General features: G+C 72.3%; 13 protein-coding genes and 1 riboswitch. Of the genes, 5 read left to right on the forward strand and 8 right to left on the reverse strand.

The genetic code is table 11. From position 1 onward, the window contains the following. Nucleotides 1-52: 52 nt before the first annotated feature. Together ACIBJF_RS25530 and ACIBJF_RS25535 are read right to left on the reverse strand one after the other, a co-directional pair. Complete coding sequence (locus ACIBJF_RS25530) at nucleotides 53-262, reverse strand: hypothetical protein (RefSeq protein WP_399176964.1); 210 nt, start codon at nucleotides 260-262, stop codon at nucleotides 53-55. Then, nucleotides 249-1,706, reverse strand: coding sequence for a PspC domain-containing protein (locus ACIBJF_RS25535; protein ID WP_399176965.1), 1,458 nt, complete (start codon nucleotides 1,704-1,706; stop codon nucleotides 249-251). Before ACIBJF_RS25535 ends, ACIBJF_RS25530 begins: the two co-directional genes overlap by 14 nt. A 175-nt stretch (nucleotides 1,707-1,881) precedes the next feature. On the opposite strand from ACIBJF_RS25535, the gene ACIBJF_RS25540 reads away from it, so the two are divergent. Together ACIBJF_RS25540 and ACIBJF_RS25545 are read left to right on the forward strand one after the other, a co-directional pair. Beyond that, the gene (locus tag ACIBJF_RS25540) at nucleotides 1,882-3,207 is read left to right on the forward strand and encodes a PspC domain-containing protein (RefSeq protein WP_399176966.1); all 1,326 of its coding nucleotides are present in this window, start codon (nucleotides 1,882-1,884) and stop codon (nucleotides 3,205-3,207) included. Beyond that, nucleotides 3,204-3,947 carry a LuxR C-terminal-related transcriptional regulator gene (locus ACIBJF_RS25545; RefSeq protein ID WP_399176968.1) on the forward strand — a complete coding sequence of 248 codons (744 nt, stop codon included), beginning with the start codon at nucleotides 3,204-3,206 and terminating at the stop codon, nucleotides 3,945-3,947. Before ACIBJF_RS25540 ends, ACIBJF_RS25545 begins: the two co-directional genes overlap by 4 nt. Before the next feature lie 27 nt (nucleotides 3,948-3,974). On the opposite strand, the gene ACIBJF_RS25550 is transcribed toward ACIBJF_RS25545, so the two are convergent. Beyond that, the gene (locus ACIBJF_RS25550; RefSeq protein ID WP_399177016.1) at nucleotides 3,975-5,036 is read right to left on the reverse strand and encodes an NlpC/P60 family protein; all 1,062 of its coding nucleotides are present in this window, start codon (nucleotides 5,034-5,036) and stop codon (nucleotides 3,975-3,977) included. Nucleotides 5,037-5,465: 429 nt separating this feature from the next. Here ACIBJF_RS25550 and ACIBJF_RS25555 point away from each other — a divergent pair, with 429 nt between their 5' ends. Continuing rightward, nucleotides 5,466-5,819 (forward strand): hypothetical protein, encoded by a 354-nt coding sequence (locus ACIBJF_RS25555; protein ID WP_399176969.1) that lies wholly within the window; start codon nucleotides 5,466-5,468, stop codon nucleotides 5,817-5,819. 3 nt (nucleotides 5,820-5,822) lie between these two features. Here ACIBJF_RS25555 and ACIBJF_RS25560 read toward each other — a convergent pair whose 3' ends face one another. Next, nucleotides 5,823-6,788, reverse strand: coding sequence for a tellurite resistance/C4-dicarboxylate transporter family protein (locus tag ACIBJF_RS25560; protein WP_399176971.1), 966 nt, complete (start codon nucleotides 6,786-6,788; stop codon nucleotides 5,823-5,825). A gap of 268 nt (nucleotides 6,789-7,056) precedes the next feature. Continuing rightward, nucleotides 7,057-8,238 (reverse strand): NlpC/P60 family protein, encoded by a 1,182-nt coding sequence (locus ACIBJF_RS25565; RefSeq protein ID WP_399176972.1) that lies wholly within the window; start codon nucleotides 8,236-8,238, stop codon nucleotides 7,057-7,059. Between the two features lie 7 nt (nucleotides 8,239-8,245). Then, nucleotides 8,246-8,414, reverse strand: a riboswitch (cyclic di-AMP (ydaO/yuaA leader). Nucleotides 8,415-8,675: 261 nt separating this feature from the next. Here ACIBJF_RS25565 and pcrA point away from each other — a divergent pair. After that, nucleotides 8,676-11,168 (forward strand): DNA helicase PcrA, encoded by a 2,493-nt coding sequence (pcrA, locus tag ACIBJF_RS25570; protein ID WP_399176974.1) that lies wholly within the window; start codon nucleotides 8,676-8,678, stop codon nucleotides 11,166-11,168. 59 nt (nucleotides 11,169-11,227) lie between these two features. On the opposite strand, the gene ACIBJF_RS25575 is transcribed toward pcrA, so the two are convergent. Continuing rightward, nucleotides 11,228-12,778, reverse strand: coding sequence for a peptidoglycan DD-metalloendopeptidase family protein (locus ACIBJF_RS25575; RefSeq protein ID WP_399176976.1), 1,551 nt, complete (start codon nucleotides 12,776-12,778; stop codon nucleotides 11,228-11,230). A 222-nt stretch (nucleotides 12,779-13,000) separates the two neighbouring features. Continuing rightward, nucleotides 13,001-13,852, reverse strand: coding sequence for an esterase/lipase family protein (locus tag ACIBJF_RS25580; protein ID WP_399176978.1), 852 nt, complete (start codon nucleotides 13,850-13,852; stop codon nucleotides 13,001-13,003). A 224-nt stretch (nucleotides 13,853-14,076) separates the two neighbouring features. On the opposite strand from ACIBJF_RS25580, the gene ACIBJF_RS25585 reads away from it, so the two are divergent. Beyond that, nucleotides 14,077-14,499, forward strand: a complete 423-nt coding sequence (locus tag ACIBJF_RS25585; protein ID WP_351802048.1) for a cobalamin B12-binding domain-containing protein — start codon at nucleotides 14,077-14,079, stop codon at nucleotides 14,497-14,499. Nucleotides 14,500-14,598: 99 nt separating this feature from the next. Here the strand turns inward: ACIBJF_RS25585 and ACIBJF_RS25590 are convergent, their stop codons facing one another. Further along, nucleotides 14,599-16,251, reverse strand: a complete 1,653-nt coding sequence (locus ACIBJF_RS25590) for a DUF5691 domain-containing protein (RefSeq protein WP_399176980.1) — start codon at nucleotides 16,249-16,251, stop codon at nucleotides 14,599-14,601. Between the last annotated feature and the right edge of the window lie 121 nt (nucleotides 16,252-16,372).

Genomic DNA, 16,372 nt, shown 5'->3' on the forward strand with positions numbered 1-16,372 from the left:
GCCGCGCGACCACTGGCCGCCGCACGTCGGCGGGCCAGGCGTACCGGGACCGTCAGACGCGCTCGGCGTGACCCCGTCTGCGTATGCCCCGGGCCACCGTCGCCGTGGCACCGGCGAGGAACAGGCCGCCCACGATCAGCGGCACGACCGCGAACCACGGCGTCTGCCACAGTCCGCCCGCGTCTCCCGCGAAGACCACGCCGGTGGCGGTGAGGAAGAGCCCGGCGACCAGCCTCCCGGGCTGGAACTCATGACGCAGCACGATCCACCTCCACCTGTCCGGCCCCGACCTTCAGCGTGAGGTCGAGCGTGCCGGCGTCCTTGGCGCCCTTGGCCGGCGCCAGCGTCACGTTCTTGAGCCTGCGCGGCTGCACGTCCACGTCCTTCCTGCTGTCCCCGGGCAACCGGATGTCTCCGACGCCCACCTCGATGCGCATCCGCACGGCCGGGTCCGCTGGCACGATCACCTTCAGCTGTCCCGCGCCCACGTGGGCGTCCGTCGTGACCGTGCGCCCCTTGCCCGGACGCACCCGGCTCAGGTCCAGCGTGCCGCGCCCGGTGCCGAGGTCGTACGCCGGCCGCACCTGCGCCGTCGCGGCGGGCGCCCAGGAGGTGTCTCTCCAGTGGGTGGTGATGTCCTTGGGCATGGCCGACGCCCCGGCGAGCAGCGCCGCCGTGACGACCGCCAGGAAGACCGTCCCGGCTCCCGTACGGCCCAGGAACGCGCTGATCGTGATGCCCAGGCCGAAGACCGCCAGCGCGCACGCCAGACCGGTCTGCAGACTGGTGCCCAGCGGGTGCGTGTCCCAGGTCAGTCCGGTGCCCAGGCCGCCCGCCACCAGGGCGAGCAGGAACACCCAGCCGCCGATCCAGCGGGGGCCGCGCGGTCTCGGGGGCGCACTGGGCCGTGGCTGTACGGAGCTCTGGCCGCCGTGGGTCCAAGGGGTGGCGATGCCGACGTCGACCATCGAGGTGAGGTCCCGGTCGCGGGCGTCGCCGGGCCCCCACAGATAGCCGGTGCCGCCGACATGGGTGCCGTCCTTGACGATCGGGTCCCGCCACCACGACGGGAAGACGGTGACGACCGGCGGGGCCTGGGCCTCCGGCGGGGCGTCGGCGGCGGCCTGCGCGGCGAGCGGGTCGGGGTCGGGGGCGCCGCGGCGCCGCGACCAGTACCCGGCGCCCGCCAGCAGCAGGGAGAGCACCACGGCGAAGGCCAGCACCCCGCCGTTTCTCAGCATGGTCAGGAAGATCCCGCAGCCGACCAGGGCGAAGAGCACGGCGGCGAGCGCCTGGCCGTCGACCCGGCCCGTCAGCAGCTTGCGGACCTCGTTCTCCTCCTCGTCCTCGTACGGCACCAGCAGCCAGGCGAAGCCGTAGAAGAGGAGGCCGATGCCGCCGGTCGCGGACAGCACGGCCAGGGTGATCCGGAAGATCACCGGGTCCATGTCGGTGTGCCGGCCGAGGCCCGCGCACACGCCCGCGATCATCTTGTGCTCGCGGTCGCGCCGGAGCCGCTCGGGGGCTCCGGCGGCGGGCTGCTCCTGATCCCGCCGCAGTGCGTCGGTATGCGTGTCGGTGCCGGCGCCGGCCGCTCCCGTCTTCTCCGTCGCGGCGGGCGCGGCATCCGTCGGTCCGGTGCCCGGGGCCGGGCGCGGGCCGGAGCCGGGTCCCGGACCCGTCGCGGCGTGCTCGTGATCCGTCATGCGTCCATGGTGACGGCCCGGCCGCCGCCGCGGCAGTCGGGACGACCCTGGCCGAACCCTGAAATCGGCCCTGAGACAAGGCGGGGAACCGTTCGAGCCGCAGCCGGCCGGCCCCGCGAGGCGCTCCCCGACCCGGCCCCGAGGAAGATCAGGGGCGTCTCGGGGGCCGACCCTGATGCCTGGCCCCGCCGGGCATGTGACCATCGTTGGCATGCCGGAAGCCGCAAGCCTGCCAGTCGACGACCCGCGGCCGCCGCGCAAGCTCTACCGCAGCAGCGACGGACGCTGGCTCGGCGGGGTGGCGCGGGGCCTCGCCGGGCATCTCGGGCTGCCTGTCATCTGGGTGCGGCTCGCCTTCGTCGGCCTGTTCATGGCGAACGGCCTGGGCGCGCTGCTCTACGCGGCGTTCTGGTTCTTCGTCCCGCTCGGCGTCGGCGGCGTCGGCGGTCACAAGCAGCCGTTGGTCGCCACCGAGACCGCGCCGGGCGGCCGGCGCAGACTCGTGGCCCGCAAGCCGGACCGCGGGCAGATCGTCGCGCTGCTCCTCATGGTCGTCGTGTCCCTCGTGTTCGTGGGCAGCGTGAACCTGACCAGCGCGGCCAAGGCGTATCTGCTGCCCGCCGTCCTCGTCGCGGCCGGTGTCGCCCTGGTCTGGCGCCAGGCGGACAACGCCCGCCGGGCCCGCTGGGTCGAGGTCGGCCGCCGGCGCCGCACCCTCACCCTGCTGCGCGCGGCCGGCGGTGTCCTGCTCGTCACGGCCGGTGTGTCCGCGATCTTCTGGCTGCAGGGCTCGGCCGCCCATCTCGGCGCCGTCCTGCAGGCGGCCCTCGCCGTGCTCGTCGGCATCACGCTGCTCGCCGGCCCGTACCTGGTCCGCATGACCCAGGACCTGTCCGAGGAACGCCTGATGCGCATCCGCGCCCAGGAGCGTGCGGAGGTCGCCGCCCACGTCCATGACTCCGTGCTGCACACCCTCACCCTGATCCAGCGCAACGCCGACAACGCGAGCGAGGTGCGCCGCCTCGCCCGCGCCCAGGAGCGCGACCTGCGCACCTGGCTCTACAAGCCGGAGGGCACCGGCAAGGACGAGGCCGACGAGCCGGACACGGTCGCCGAGGCGGTGCGGCGCAGCGCCGCCGAGGTGGAGGACAAGCACGGTGTGCCCATCGAGGTCGTGATCGTCGGCGACTGCCCGCTGGACGAGAGGACCGGCGCGCAGATGCAGGCCGCGCGCGAGGCGATGGTGAACGCCGCCAAGTACGGTGGCGAGGGCGGCGCCGTACAGGTCTATGCCGAGGTCGAGGGGAGGTCGGTCTTCGTGTCCGTGCGCGACCGGGGACCCGGTTTCGACCTCGACTCGATACCCGCCGACCGCATGGGCGTCAGAGAATCGATCATCGGCCGCATGGAGCGCAACGGCGGCACGGCCCGGCTGCGGTCGGTGCCGGGCGGCGGCACGGAGGTCGAGCTGGAGATGGAGAGGGCGGAGAGGACGTCATGAGCGACGCGACCGAGGCGAACGGCACGGCGGGCACCCCCGAGGGGGCCGGGTCCGGGGCCGCCGACGGCGGCGCGGGCGGACGGCACGTACGGGTGGTGCTCGTGGACGACCACCGGATGTTCCGCACCGGTGTCCAGGCCGAGATTGGGCAGACCGCCGAGACCGGCGTCGAGGTGGTCGGCGAGGCCGCGGACGTGGACCAGGCGGTCACGGTGATCACCGCGACCCGGCCCGAGGTGGTCCTCCTCGACGTCCACCTGCCGGGCGGCGGCGGCGTCGAAGTGCTGCGCCGGTGCGCGGCGTTGACGGCGGACACCGAGCGGCCCGTGCGCTTCCTCGCGCTGTCCGTGTCCGACGCGGCGGAGGACGTGATCGGCGTGATCCGCGGCGGCGCCCGCGGCTATGTCACCAAGACCATCACCGGAACCGACCTCGTCGACTCCATCTTCCGCGTCCAGGAGGGCGACGCCGTCTTCTCCCCGCGCCTGGCCGGGTTCGTGCTGGACGCCTTCGCCTCCACCGACGCCCCGCCCGTGGACGAGGACCTCGACCGCCTCACCCAGCGCGAGCGCGAGGTGCTCCGCCTGATCGCCCGTGGCTACGCCTACAAGGAGATCGCCAAGCAGCTGTTCATCTCGGTGAAGACGGTCGAGTCCCATGTCTCGGCGGTCCTGCGCAAGCTCCAGCTGTCCAACCGCCACGAACTGACCCGCTGGGCGACGGCCCGCCGGCTCGTTTGACCCCTGCGGGCCTGCCCCAGGCCTTGTCTAGGACACCCGGGTCGCCCCGGCGAACGGCATCAGGTCGACCGGGGCCAGCCGGACCGGCGCCGAGGGGTTCGGGGCGTGGATGATCTGCCCGTTGCCCACGTAGATGCCGACGTGGCTGATGCCGGAGTAGAAGAACACCAGGTCCCCGGGCCGCAGTTCGAAGCGGGAGACGCGCCGGCCCGCGTTGATCTGGGCGTAGGTGGTGCGAGGCAGGGAGATGCCGGCCGAGCGGTAGGCGGCCTGGACCAGTCCCGAGCAGTCGAAGGCGTTCGGGCCGGCCGCGCCCCACACATAGGGGCTGCCGAGCTTGGCGTAGGCGTAGTCGACGGCCGCCTCGGCGCGCGCGTTCGGCGCCGTGGCCGACCCGGCCTGCTCCAGCGCGTCCCGGGCGTCCGAGGCCGAGCGGGAGGCACGTCCCGCCACGCTGCCGCCGGTGACCTCGGACAGCTGCTGCGGAGTGAGCCCCGCCAGCAGCCGCCGGGCCTGCTCCAGCTTGCCGGTGATGGTCTTCTTCTGCCGTCGCAGCTCGGCCTGCCGTGACCGCAGCGACCGCAGTTCGATGCGTGCCGCGCCCCGCAACTGCTCGATCTCCCGCAGCTGTTCGCGCACCCGGGACACGGCGGCGGCCTGCCGGTGACCGGCCCGCTCCACGAACGCGGCGTCGTCCAGATACCGGTCGGGGTCGCCGGACAGGGCCAGCTGCCAGGTCCGTGCGAAGCCGCCCTCGCGGTACTGCGCCGCCGCGAACGAGCCCAGTGCGTCCCGGGCGGTGTTGAGGTTCTGCTGCTTGCGGGCGGTCTCGTCCCGCAGCGCGTTCAGCCGCCGCTGCTCCGCGGCCGCCTTCTCCTTCACGCCGTCGTACTTCTCGGTCGCGGCCTCGGCCTCCTGGTACAGCTTGTCGACCTTGGCCTTCACCTGTGCCGGCGTCAGCTGCGGCTCGGCGTGTCCGGTTCCGTCGAACCCCGTCGCGGTGGCCGCACCCGCCAGGGCGAGCGTGGCGGCCGTCCGGGCTGTATGGCCGCCCATCGAGCGTTGCGGGGCCTTGCGGTGCGCTGCCACCTGGACCGTCACGTCCTTCCATAGGACTGGTGCGACCGAGAGGTCCGTGTGTCCGGCGGCGGCCCGCACAGGGGAAGCGGGCCACCGCCGGACCCTTCTCGGCGGTGGTGGCCGACGGCCGCCCCTGGCCCGGGCGGCGGTGGGGAGCCGGTCACCTGAGGGAGGACGCTATGCCCGACTGTGACGAGTGGGTAACGCAGTGTGCGGAACTGCCCTTGAAGGGCCGGGATGTGACCGCAAGTGACCGCGTGACCGTTGTGGAGTCGTCACCTTTACAGAGCGTGGTGACCGAACTGCGGAAAACGGGACGGACGGGAGGTGTGGGGTGCTATGGGGCGCATATATGCAAGATCGTCCGTGTGGTCGCCGACCGCGGTGACCGGGGCCGGTGGCGGGAGGCCACTGGGCCCCTGGTTAGGCTCCGGGCCCATGGACGTACTCATCCATCTCTTCGTCGGCCTGCACATCATCGGCATCGCCGCGCTGCTCGGCGGTTTCCTCACCCAGATGAAGGCGATGGGCCAGGGCACGGCCCGGTTCGTGCCCGCGATGCTGCACGGCGCGCTGACCATGCTGGTCACCGGGGTGGTCCTGGTCGGCCTCAACCAGGCCGACGACCACCACGTCAACACCATCAAGATCGGCGTCAAGCTGGCGCTGCTGATCGTGATCCTCGGGCTGGTCTATGTGAAGCGCGACGAGGAGAAGGTCGACAAGGGGATGTTCGGGCTGGCCGGACTGCTGACCATTGCGAACATCTTCATCGCCGTGCTGTGGACCTGACGGTCATCCGTCCCCGCCGCCGGCGCGGGCCGCGAGCACCGCACCGGCGGCGACCAGGAGCCACGCCGCCACCGCCGCCCACAGCAGCACCCGTCCCGGCCGGTCGAGCCACGGGACGCCGAAGACGGTCGCGGCGGACAGCGTCGCCGCCGCCGTCATCCCCATCGGGAACACCGTCGCCCACCGCAGCACGTGGTAACCGGGCCGGGGCCGCACCGCCTCGGCGGCCAGCAGTGCGACGTAGCAGACCAGATCCAGCACGAGCAGTGCGACCGTCACGGTGTGCAGCACGCCGCGGTCGTCGTCGTTCCACAGGTACATGCCCGAGTTCCCGGCGATGAGCAGGTTCGCCCCGGCCAGCGCCGAGATCGCGAGCGCGCCGCCCGCGATCCAGTGGTCGCCCGGCCCCTCCAGCACCTGCCGTGCGTCGAAGTGGACCAGCGCCAGACCGTAGAGCACCAGGCCCAGCCAGAACAGCACCAGCGCGGTGTGCGCGAGCCACGCCGTGCGCTCGGCCGTGGCCAGCGTGGCGGCCAGTACGGCGAGCCCCTCTGTGGCCACACAGCACAGGAACACCGCCCCCGGCATGCGTGGCCTCCAGCGCCGTACGACCAAGAACAGCAGCACCGGCCAGAGCAGCGCCGCGAGCGCCAGGAGCGCCTCGGCCAGGGGCTGCCGGCCCAGCGGCGAGAGCCGGGTGCCGAGCACCGTGGTCGCGGCGACGGAGGTGAGGGCGCCCGGCCTCTCCGCCTCGGTCGCCCAGCGTTGCCGCTCGCCGACCAGTCGCAGTACGAACCCCGCGGCCAGCACGGCCCAGGCGACGCACGTCAGCGCCAGCGCCACCCGGGAGACCGCCTCGTCGCCGGTCATGTGCAGCCCCACCGACAGGATGCCGGTCGCCATCACGGCGGCCCCGGCCGCGGGGGACCGCCCCGCCCACCACACGCGCAGACCTGAGATGCCGGGCATGCGCCGATGCTAGGGAGCCGCGGCGGCCCTGCCCGGAAGGGCACGCGCGCGTGAAGAGCAAAAACGCCGGTACGCGTGCATGAGCCTGAAAGAGCGGGCAGCCCGCGCTTGGACGGAGGAAGGGCTCACCCGAGTGTGGGCGGAGGGACGGCCGCACGCGCGCGTGGCGGCCCAAGACCCAGGCACGCGCCCACGCGGACGTCCAATTCGCCGGCACGCCCGCGTGGAGCGCGCAAGAGCTGAGGCGCGCCCGGCCCGGGGCAGGCCCTCAGCCCGGGCGGACCACGCTGTGGATGATCGACTCTCCGCCGTAGTAGATGGACTCCTCGCGGACGTACGCGCCCGGCTTGGGGGCGTGGATCATCATGCCGTTGCCTATGTAGACGCCGACGTGGCTGATGTCGTCGTAGAAGAAGATCAGGTCGCCCGGCCGCGCGTCGGCGAGCGAGACCGTGGTGCCCGCATCGACCTGGTCGTACGTGGTGCGCGGAAGCGTGACGCCGGCGGCCTTCCAGGCGGCCTGGGTGAGGCCCGAGCAGTCGTAGGAGTCCGGCCCGGTCGCGCCCCACACGTACGGCTTGCCGATCTGCGCGCGGGCGAAGGCGATCGCCTTCTCGGCCTTCGTGTCGTACGAGCTGGTGGTGGAGTCGGAGCCCGTCGAGCCCGATCCGGATCCGGACCCGGACCCCGTGGACGAGGACGACGACGAGTCGGCCTGCTGCTGAGCTGCCTGCTGCTGGGCCGCCTGCTGCTTCGCCAGCTCGGCCGCCTTGCGCGCCGCCTCCTGCTGCTTCTCCCGCTCGATGGCGGCCAGCCGCGCCTTCTCCTGGGCATTCAGCTGCGACAGCAGCTCGCGGGCCGACGCCAGCTTCTTCTGGACGGTGGACTTGGCGGTCTGCAGGTCGTGTTGTGAGTCGCTCAGCGTCTGCAGGCTCTGCGCGGCTTCCCGCCGCTTCTTCATGGTCGTGGCCTGCTCGCCGATGTAGTCGTCGACCGCGCGCTTCTCCCGCGAGGTCAGCCGGTTCATCAGCTGGGTCTGGTCGAAGTAGTCCTGCGGGTCGTTCGCCAGCAGGAAAGTGGCCGTGTCGGGAGCGGCGGCGCCGGTGCGGTACTGGGCCGCGGCGAACGAGCCCAGCTCCTCGCGGGCCTTGTTGAGGCGTTCGGTGCGCCGGGCGAGGTCGTCGCGCAGGGCGTCGACGCGGCCCCGCTGCTTACCGGTCCGCTCCTTGGCCGCGTTGTACTTCTCGGTCGCCGACTCCGCCTGGCGGTAGAGATCGTCGACCTTCTTCTCGACCTCCTCCAGGCTCGGCTTTGCGTGATCGGTACGGGGGGCGGCCTCTGCGGTCTGCGAGAGCACGGCCATGGAGGTGAGGGCGGCGGTGGCGAGGGCGGGGGTGCGAAGGCCCGTTCCGATGGTCCCGCCGGGGCGCGGCTTGCGGTGCGACGCCAAGGGAGGCGACTCCTTCCAATGGGCCGCCTACCGGGTTAGCTGTCGGGTTCGGGCGGTGGTTCGGAAGGGTTGCCCTACGACGGCGTCCCGGGTGGGAGCCGGCCGATTCACCCCAAGGTCGGTGGGTCCCCGGCTCCGGGCGCCCTGCGGCGCGCCGGACTCGGCGGAGGCCGCGCGGCCCGGCGAGGTTCGCCGGTAGGGGTCGTACGGCCCGGACGCACGCTAGCCAACTCGTGTGACTCCTGTGAAGGTTGGTGCGTGATATGTCCGATACATTTTCGTGACCTGAGCCGGGTTTCGCTCCTGTGTCATCGGACGGTTCCCCTGTGTGAGCAGGCCGCGGGCCACTCGGCGGTGACGATCGGCCGCGTTCCGGGCCGGCCATGTTCCGGGGACGGCGACCGGTTGTCGGTGGGGCGCCCTAGACTCGGAGAGCGATGAGCAGCCTCTTTGACGACAGCTTCCTGGCGGACCTCCAGGCCCCTCGCGGGCGCGAGGAGGAGCCCCCGCCGCCGCCCGAGGACGATCACGCTCCGGAGCCGCTTCCGGACGATCTGTTCGGCGGGAAGTTCGACGTGCCGCCGGACCGGGACGCGTACTACCGCGACGGCGCCCCCCGCCCCGCCCTCGACGCGGCGGCCCTGCTGACGGGGCTGAACGACAATCAGCGCGCCGCGGTGGTGCACGCCGGCTCCCCGCTGCTCATCGTCGCCGGCGCAGGGTCCGGCAAGACCCGTGTGCTCACCCACCGCATCGCCCACCTGCTCGCCGAGCGGCACGTGCACCCGGGCCAGATCCTCGCGATCACCTTCACCAACAAGGCCGCGGGCGAGATGAAGGAGCGCGTCGAGCAGCTCGTCGGCCCGCGCGCGAACGCGATGTGGGTGATGACCTTCCACAGCGCGTGCGTGCGCATCCTGCGCCGCGAGTCGAAGAAGCTCGGCTTCACGTCGTCGTTCTCGATCTACGACGCCGCCGACAGCAAGCGCCTGATGGCCCTGGTCTGCCGCGACCTGGACCTCGACCCCAAGCGCTTCCCGCCGAAGTCGTTCAGCGCGAAGATCAGCAACCTGAAGAACGAGCTGATCGACGAGGAGGACTTCGCCGCCCAGGCCACCGACGGCTTCGAGAAGACCCTCGCCCAGGCCTACGCGCTCTACCAGTCGCGGCTGCGCGAGGCCAACGCGCTCGACTTCGACGACCTGATCATGACGACGGTCAACCTGCTGCGCGCCTTCCCGGACGTCGCCGAGCACTACCGCCGCCGCTTCCGGCACGTCCTGGTCGACGAGTACCAGGACACCAACCACGCCCAGTACGCGCTGGTGCGGGAACTCGTCGGCACCGCGGAGCGCTCCGCCGAGGACGGCGACATCCCGCCCGGCGAGCACGACCTGCCGCCCGCCGAACTGTGCGTCGTGGGTGACGCGGACCAGTCCATCTACGCTTTCCGGGGCGCGACGATCCGCAACATCCTCCAGTTCGAGGAGGACTACCCGAACGCGACGACGATCCTCCTGGAGCAGAACTACCGCTCCACGCAGACCATCCTGTCCGCCGCCAACGCGGTCATCGAGCGCAACGAGTCCCGTCGCCCGAAGAACCTGTGGACCAACGCCGGCCAGGGCGCGCGGATCACCGGCTACGTCGCCGACACGGAGCACGACGAGGCCCAGTTCGTCTCCGACGAGATAGACCGCCTCGTCGACGCGGGCGAGGCCAAGGCGGGCGACGTCGCCGTCTTCTACCGCACCAACGCCCAGTCCCGTGTCTTCGAAGAGGTCTTCATCCGCGTCGGCCTGCCCTACAAGGTCGTCGGCGGAGTCCGCTTCTACGAGCGCAAGGAGGTCCGGGACGTCCTGGCCTACCTGCGCGTTCTCGCCAACCCCGAGGACTCGGTGCCGCTGCGGCGCATCCTCAACGTGCCCAAGCGGGGCATCGGCGAGCGCGCCGAGGCGATGATCGACGCCCTCGCCCAGCGCGAGAAGATCAGCTTCCCGCAGGCGCTCAAGCGCGTGGACGAGGCGTACGGCATGGCCGCGCGCTCCACCAACGCCGTCAAGCGGTTCAACACGCTGATGGAGGACCTGCGCACCATCGTCGAGTCCGGCGCGGGCCCCGCGACCGTCCTGGAGGCCGTGCTGGAACGCACCGGCTATCTGGCCGAGTTGCAGGCCTCCACCGACCCGCAGGACGAGACCCGCATTGAGAACCTCCAGGAACTCGCGGCGGTGGCCCTGGAGTTCGAGCAGGAGCGCGGCGAGGGAGAGGCCGGCACGCTCGCGGACTTCCTGGAGCAGGTCGCCCTGGTCGCCGACTCCGACCAGATCCCCGACGAGGACGAGGAAGGCTCCGGCGTCATCACCCTGATGACCCTGCACACCGCCAAGGGCCTGGAGTTCCCGGTCGTCTTCCTCACCGGCATGGAGGACGGCGTCTTCCCGCACATGCGCGCCCTCGGCCAGACCAAGGAGCTGGAGGAGGAGCGGCGGCTGGCGTACGTCGGCATCACGCGCGCGCGGGAGCGGCTCTACCTCACGCGGTCGGCGATGCGCAGCGCCTGGGGCCAGCCGTCGTACAACCCGCCCTCCCGCTTCCTGGAGGAGATCCCGGCCACCCATGTGGACTGGAAGCGGACGGGAGGGACGGCGTCGGCGTCCTCCGGACCCGTCGCCGGGATCGCGGCCTCGCTGTCCTCGACCCGCTCGCGTTCCGCGGCGTCGGGCGCCTCCGGGTTCGCCACGCGGCGCACCACGGAGAAGCCGGTGGTCGCCCTGGCCGTCGGGGACCGGGTCACCCACGACCAGTTCGGGCTCGGCACGGTCGTCGCCGTGAAGGGCACAGGGGCGAACGCGGAGGCGACGATCGACTTCGGCGACGCCAAGCCGAAGCGGCTGCTGCTGCGGTACGCGCCGGTGGAGAAGCTGTAAGCCGAAGGGGGCCCTCGCCGCACGGCGAGGGCCCCCTTCGGAATTCCTGCGGGGGATCCCTACGTCGGGTCGAGCCCGTGGCTCCGCAGCCACGGCAGCGGGTCTATGGCCGCCCCGCCCGCGGGCCGTACCTCGAAGTGCAGGTGCGGACCGGTGGAGTTGCCGGAGTTGCCGGAGTAGGCGATCGGCTGGCCGGCCTTGACGTATGTCCCGGCGGGGACGCGGTAGCTGGACAGATGGCAGTACCAGGTCTGCGTGCCGTCCTTCGCCGTCACGATCATCATGTTGCCGTAGGCGCTGTTCCACTTGGTGGAGACGACGCCGTCGGTCGCGGCCATCACCGTGGTGCCGTACGACACCGGGAAGTCGATGCCGGTGTGCACGGACATCCAGTTCACCCCGGCCTGGCCGAAGTAGGCGCTGAGACCCTTCTGCGTGACCGGCAGCACGAACTTGGGGCGCAGCCGTTCCTTGAGCGCGGCCGCCGCGGCGGCCTTCTTCTTCTCCAGCTCCTGCTGGTTCTTGAGGTCGATCCGCTCCTGCGTACGGCTCGCCCGGTCGGCGAAGTCGTGGGCACCGGCGGACAGGGTGTTGAGCTGGGTGTCCAGCTTGCTGTTGGCGACCGAGGCCTTGACCGTGTGCGTGTCCGGGGCGGAGGCCGTGGTGTTCTGGCCGTCGTCGGTCAGCGCGCCGACCGAGGCGGCGGCGATCCCGGCGACGCCCATCACACAGGCCGAGGGCACGGCGACGGTCAGCAGCGCGGAGCGCTTGGCGGTCGTACGACGACGGGAGCGCGCGGCGCTGCGCGAGCCGGCACGCGGCTCCGGCGCGGCCTCTTCCTGGTCGTCCAGCAACTCGGCGGCGGGCCGTTCACCCGTGGTGACCGACTCGTCGTCCCCGGCGCCCTGTTCGTCGAAGGCCGTGTCCGCGTACTGCGCGTCGTCCGCGTACAGCGTCTCGTCGGTGTACGGCGCGTTGTCCGCGTACGGTGTGTCGTCCTCGTACGGCGCCTGCTGCTGGTACGGCACCTGCGCGAAGGCCGCGGTCGCCTGCGGGTCGCCGACCTGGTCGAAGAGGGCGGTGGCCTGCTGGTCGAACGGTTCGGCGGCCTGCTCGGCCTGGCCGCCGGAGTTCCACTGCGTGGCGTCGAACGTGCCCGACTCGAAGCTCTGGGTGCCCCACGCCCACTGCTGGGTCGGTTCGGCGATGCCGGACTGGTCCGGCTGCAGCCAGGCGCTCGCGTCCCACTGGCCGCTGATGTCGTTGCCCGTCGCCTGGGCGGGGATCGTCCAGCCGGTGGAGTCGTAGACGCCGGTGTCGTACGCGGCGTGGTGCTGGGCCGCGTACGGGTCGTGGTTCAGGGCCTGGCCGGTCTGCCACTGCGTGCTGTCGTACCCGCCGGTGCTCTGCTCGCCGGGCATGCTGCCGAAGAGCGGGTCCGAGGAGAAGGTGCCGGTGCCGTCCTGAAAACCGGTGGTGTCGTAGCCGCCGTACGTGGTGAAGTCGTCGTAGGGGGCTCCGTGCGTCCCGTACGGCGCGTAGTGCGCGGCTGAGGCGTCGGAAGCCGGGGCCGGGGTGGTCATGGTCCCCGACGGGTGACGGTCGTTCACCAACTTCTCTTTCGCCTCGACAACAGGGGCTGCCAGAGCAGTGCGGCGACTGTACCCGCCGGTACCTGGGCGCGACAATCTTCGGCCGGTTTCGTGTGGGCCGGAAACGGGCATTCGGCGGTGTTTCGGGGGGCGCCGGACACGAGTTTGGCCGAGAGTTCGATTGGTGTTCGATGTGTGGTGACTGTTCGTCACCTGTGCGTCACTCCGCCGACGGAATCCTCACGCCACCGTCAGACCGCCCGTGGCCCGCTCCCCGGGCTGCGGGGCGTCGAGCGCCTCGCGTATCCCGGCCGCGACGGCGGGGTGCACGGGCAGTGCGAGATGCCCGATGCCGGTCACCCGGACGTTCTGCACGTCCAGGTCGGGGTGTTTCAGGCAGGCCGTCTCCAGCGGCACCATCACGGAGTCCAGGTCGCTCCAGAAGCTGACGAACCGGGTACGGCAGCCGGGCGCGGGCCGGGCCAGCTCCTCGATCACCCCCGAGCCGGGCCGCATCTGGCGCACGATCGGATGGGCGCTGGCCAGCGGCGCCGCGCTGGTCCCCGAGTGCGGTGTACCCAGCGTGACGAGGATGCGCACCCGCAGGTCACCACCCAGACACTGAACGTAATAACGCGCGATCAGCCCGCCGAGGCTGTGGCCCACGATGTCGACCCGGTCGCTGCCGGTGCGCTCGCAGATCTCCTCGATGTGCCGGCCGAGCAGCTCGGCGGCGGCGCGGATGTCGCAGGTCAGCGGGGAGTAGTTGAGCGACACGACGCGCTGTCCGCCGTGCTGGGCGAGGTTGCGGCGCAGCAGCAGGAACACGGAGCGGTTGTCGATGAAACCGTGCAGCAGCACCACCGGCGGGCCGGACCGGACCGGCAACGGGGCGGTGCCGTCGCGGGCGGGCGGTGCGGCGGCGCGGCGCTCCTGGACGAGGCCGGTCGGATAGAGCAGGAGATGGCCGGCCAGGATCGCGGCCTCGAGGGCGGTCGCCTTCAGCAGCGCCACGGAGATTCCGGCGAGTCTGCCGGGCCACAGGCGCCGGCAGAACGGGAGAAAGAGTGGCAGTACCCCGGTGACCTTCATGGGCCGACCTCCTGTCGGCACGCCGGAGGACGGCTCGACCCCCGTGTGCCCTGATGTCCCACCATGTGATTTCCCCCTCGCCGCGCACCGTAAAACTGCCGGTTACGGGATGCTGGAGATAACGTTCGTTCACTTCGCGACGGGTGGCGGGACGCGCCAAAAGTGCGGTACTTGTCGTTACGGACGGAAGCGATCGCTTCCGTGATCGTTTGATGGAGGCAGTGATGGGTGTGGCAGCCGGTCCGATCCGCGTGGTGGTCGCCAAGCCGGGGCTCGACGGCCACGATCGAGGGGCCAAGGTCATCGCGCGAGCCCTGCGCGACGCCGGTATGGAGGTCATTTACACCGGGCTCCACCAGACGCCGGAACAGATCGTGGACACTGCCATCCAGGAGGACGCCGACGCGATCGGCCTGTCCATCCTCTCCGGCGCGCACAACACGCTGTTCGCCGCGGTGATCGACCTGCTCAAGGAGCGCGAGGCCGAGGACATCCTCGTCTTCGGCGGCGGCATCATCCCGGAAGAGGACATCCCGCCGCTGAAGGAGAAGGGCGTCGCGGCGATCTTCACGCCGGGCGCGACGACCACGTCGATCGTGGAGTGGGTGCGGGAGAACGTCCGTCAGCCGGCCGCCTCGGGGGGCTGAACGCCTCCCTGCGTGGGCCGACCCTTCGGTGAGCGGGCGGCCGGTGTCCCTGGGCACTGCCGCCCCCAGAGCCCCGCATCGGTGTGAGCGGTCTCGCCCTCACGACCCGGACGGGTCGTGTGCGCCGACCGGGGCCAGTTCGTGCGCCATCTCCGCCCGCAGCCGCAGGGTGGTCACCAGCCGCTGGAACGCCTCCGCCCAGTAGCCTCCGGCTCCCGGCGCGGCGTCCTCCCGTTCGTCGGGTATCGCCAGCAGCGCCTCGAGCCGGGTGGCCTCCGCGGGGTCCAGGCAGCGCTCGGCGAGCCCCATCACCCCGCTGAAGCTCCACGGGTAACTGCCCGCGTCCCGCGCGATGTCCAGTGCGTCCACGACCGCCCGGCCCAGCGGCGCGGCCCAGGGCACCGCACACACCCCGAGCAGCTGGAACGCCTCCGACAACCCGTGCGTGGCGATGAACCCGGCCACCCACGCGGCCCGGTCCACCGGCTCCAGGGTGGCCAGCAGCTTCGCGCGTTCCGCCAGCGACACCGCGCCCGGCCCGCCGGCCTCCGGGGCCGACGGCGAGCCGAGCAGCGCCCTCGACCACTCGGCGTCCCGCTGCCGCACCGCCGCCCGGCACCAGGCCGCGTGCAGCTCGCCCTGCCAGCCGTCCGTCACGGGCAGCGCCACGATCTCCGCCGCCGTCCGTCCGCCGAGCCGTCCCGGCCACGTGCCGAGCGGGGCCGCCTCCACCAATTGGCCCAGCCACCACGAGCGTTCCCCTCTGCCTGCGGGAGGCGTGGGCACCACACCGTCGCGCTCCATCCCGGAGTCGCACTCGAGCGGCGCCTCCACCGCGATCGCCGGCGAGTTCCCCGTACGGTCCAGGGCCACACACGCCGCGGCCCGTACGGCCATGCGCGCGGCGAGCGCCGAAGCGGGCAGCGCCGACAGCAGCTCGGCCGCCGTCGCCCGCACATTGCGGCTGCGGTCGCCCAACGCCTGCTCCAGGAAGGGCTCGTCCGCGGCGGACAGGCCCGCGCGCAGCGAGTCGAGGAACATCAGCCGGTCCTCCGCCCGCTCCGTCGGCCAGGTCGACGCGAGCAGTTCGCGCGCCAACGCGGGCGTACCGGTGCGCAACGCGCCCAGCAGGGCCACCCGCTCGGCGAACAGCCCCTCCTGCCACAGCCTGCCCACCGCCTCGGTGTCTCCCGGGTCGGGCAGCGTGGCGCCGCCGCCGGGGGCCGCGCGCAGCGCGAAACGCCAGTCCGCGTTCAGCCGGGCCAGCCACAGCGCCCGCGGACCCGCGAACGCCAGCGCCGCCGGGCGCAGGTCCGTACGCCCCCGGGCCGCGTCCAGCAGGGCGGGAAGCGTCTGCGGGGGTGGCGCGTATCCGTGCGCGTTGGCCGCCGCGAGCCACTGTGGGAGCAGCTCCATGAGGTCCGGAGAGCTGCCCCGGCGGCCGCCTGCGCCGCCGGAACGGTCGGCCAGCAGCGTGGTGAGTCTGCGGGCCGCCGCGGGCGGCAGGGCCGGGCGGGGATCCTCGGGCGCCGGGTCCGGCCGCCGCGCCGCCTGCGCGGGCCGCAGGCCCGCCCGCCGCCGTACGGCCGCCAGGGCGGCCTCGTCGAGCAGCGCCAGCGGTGCTTCCCGGCCGGATCCTGCGTACGCCCCCGGGCGCCGGTCGGTGCCGAGAAGAGCGGTGGTGACCAGGTCTTCCCAGGAGCTTGCGGGGGCCCTGGTGGCCACGTCGGTCGGGGTCGTCGTCCCGTTCATCGCGTTCCCTTCCCTGCGAGTGTCCGAGGGGTGCCGGTGCTTTCCGCCTGGCCGGTCAGCACGGCGGTGCTCCTTCGGCGAGAGGTGCCTGAAGGCGTCGGCGGGGTCCTGGTGGCTTGGT

Source organism: Streptomyces sp. NPDC050743 (assembly GCF_044456925.1).
Lineage (GTDB): Bacteria > Actinomycetota > Actinomycetes > Streptomycetales > Streptomycetaceae > Streptomyces.

What these genes read in the sequence shown, in the direction of transcription:
- ACIBJF_RS25585 (WP_351802048.1), top strand. Translation starts at nt 14,077, where the DNA reads ATGGGTGTGGCAGCCGGTCCGATCCGCGTGGTGGTCGCCAAGCCGGGG.
- ACIBJF_RS25560 (WP_399176971.1), bottom strand. Translation starts at nt 6,788, where the DNA reads ATGCCCGGCATCTCAGGTCTGCGCGTGTGGTGGGCGGGGCGGTCCCCC.
- ACIBJF_RS25535 (WP_399176965.1), bottom strand. Translation starts at nt 1,706, where the DNA reads ATGACGGATCACGAGCACGCCGCGACGGGTCCGGGACCCGGCTCCGGC.
- ACIBJF_RS25590 (WP_399176980.1), bottom strand. Translation starts at nt 16,251, where the DNA reads ATGAACGGGACGACGACCCCGACCGACGTGGCCACCAGGGCCCCCGCA.
- ACIBJF_RS25580 (WP_399176978.1), bottom strand. Translation starts at nt 13,852, where the DNA reads ATGAAGGTCACCGGGGTACTGCCACTCTTTCTCCCGTTCTGCCGGCGC.
- ACIBJF_RS25540 (WP_399176966.1), top strand. Translation starts at nt 1,882, where the DNA reads ATGCCTGGCCCCGCCGGGCATGTGACCATCGTTGGCATGCCGGAAGCC.
- ACIBJF_RS25545 (WP_399176968.1), top strand. Translation starts at nt 3,204, where the DNA reads ATGAGCGACGCGACCGAGGCGAACGGCACGGCGGGCACCCCCGAGGGG.
- pcrA (WP_399176974.1), top strand. Translation starts at nt 8,676, where the DNA reads ATGAGCAGCCTCTTTGACGACAGCTTCCTGGCGGACCTCCAGGCCCCT.
- ACIBJF_RS25555 (WP_399176969.1), top strand. Translation starts at nt 5,466, where the DNA reads ATGGACGTACTCATCCATCTCTTCGTCGGCCTGCACATCATCGGCATC.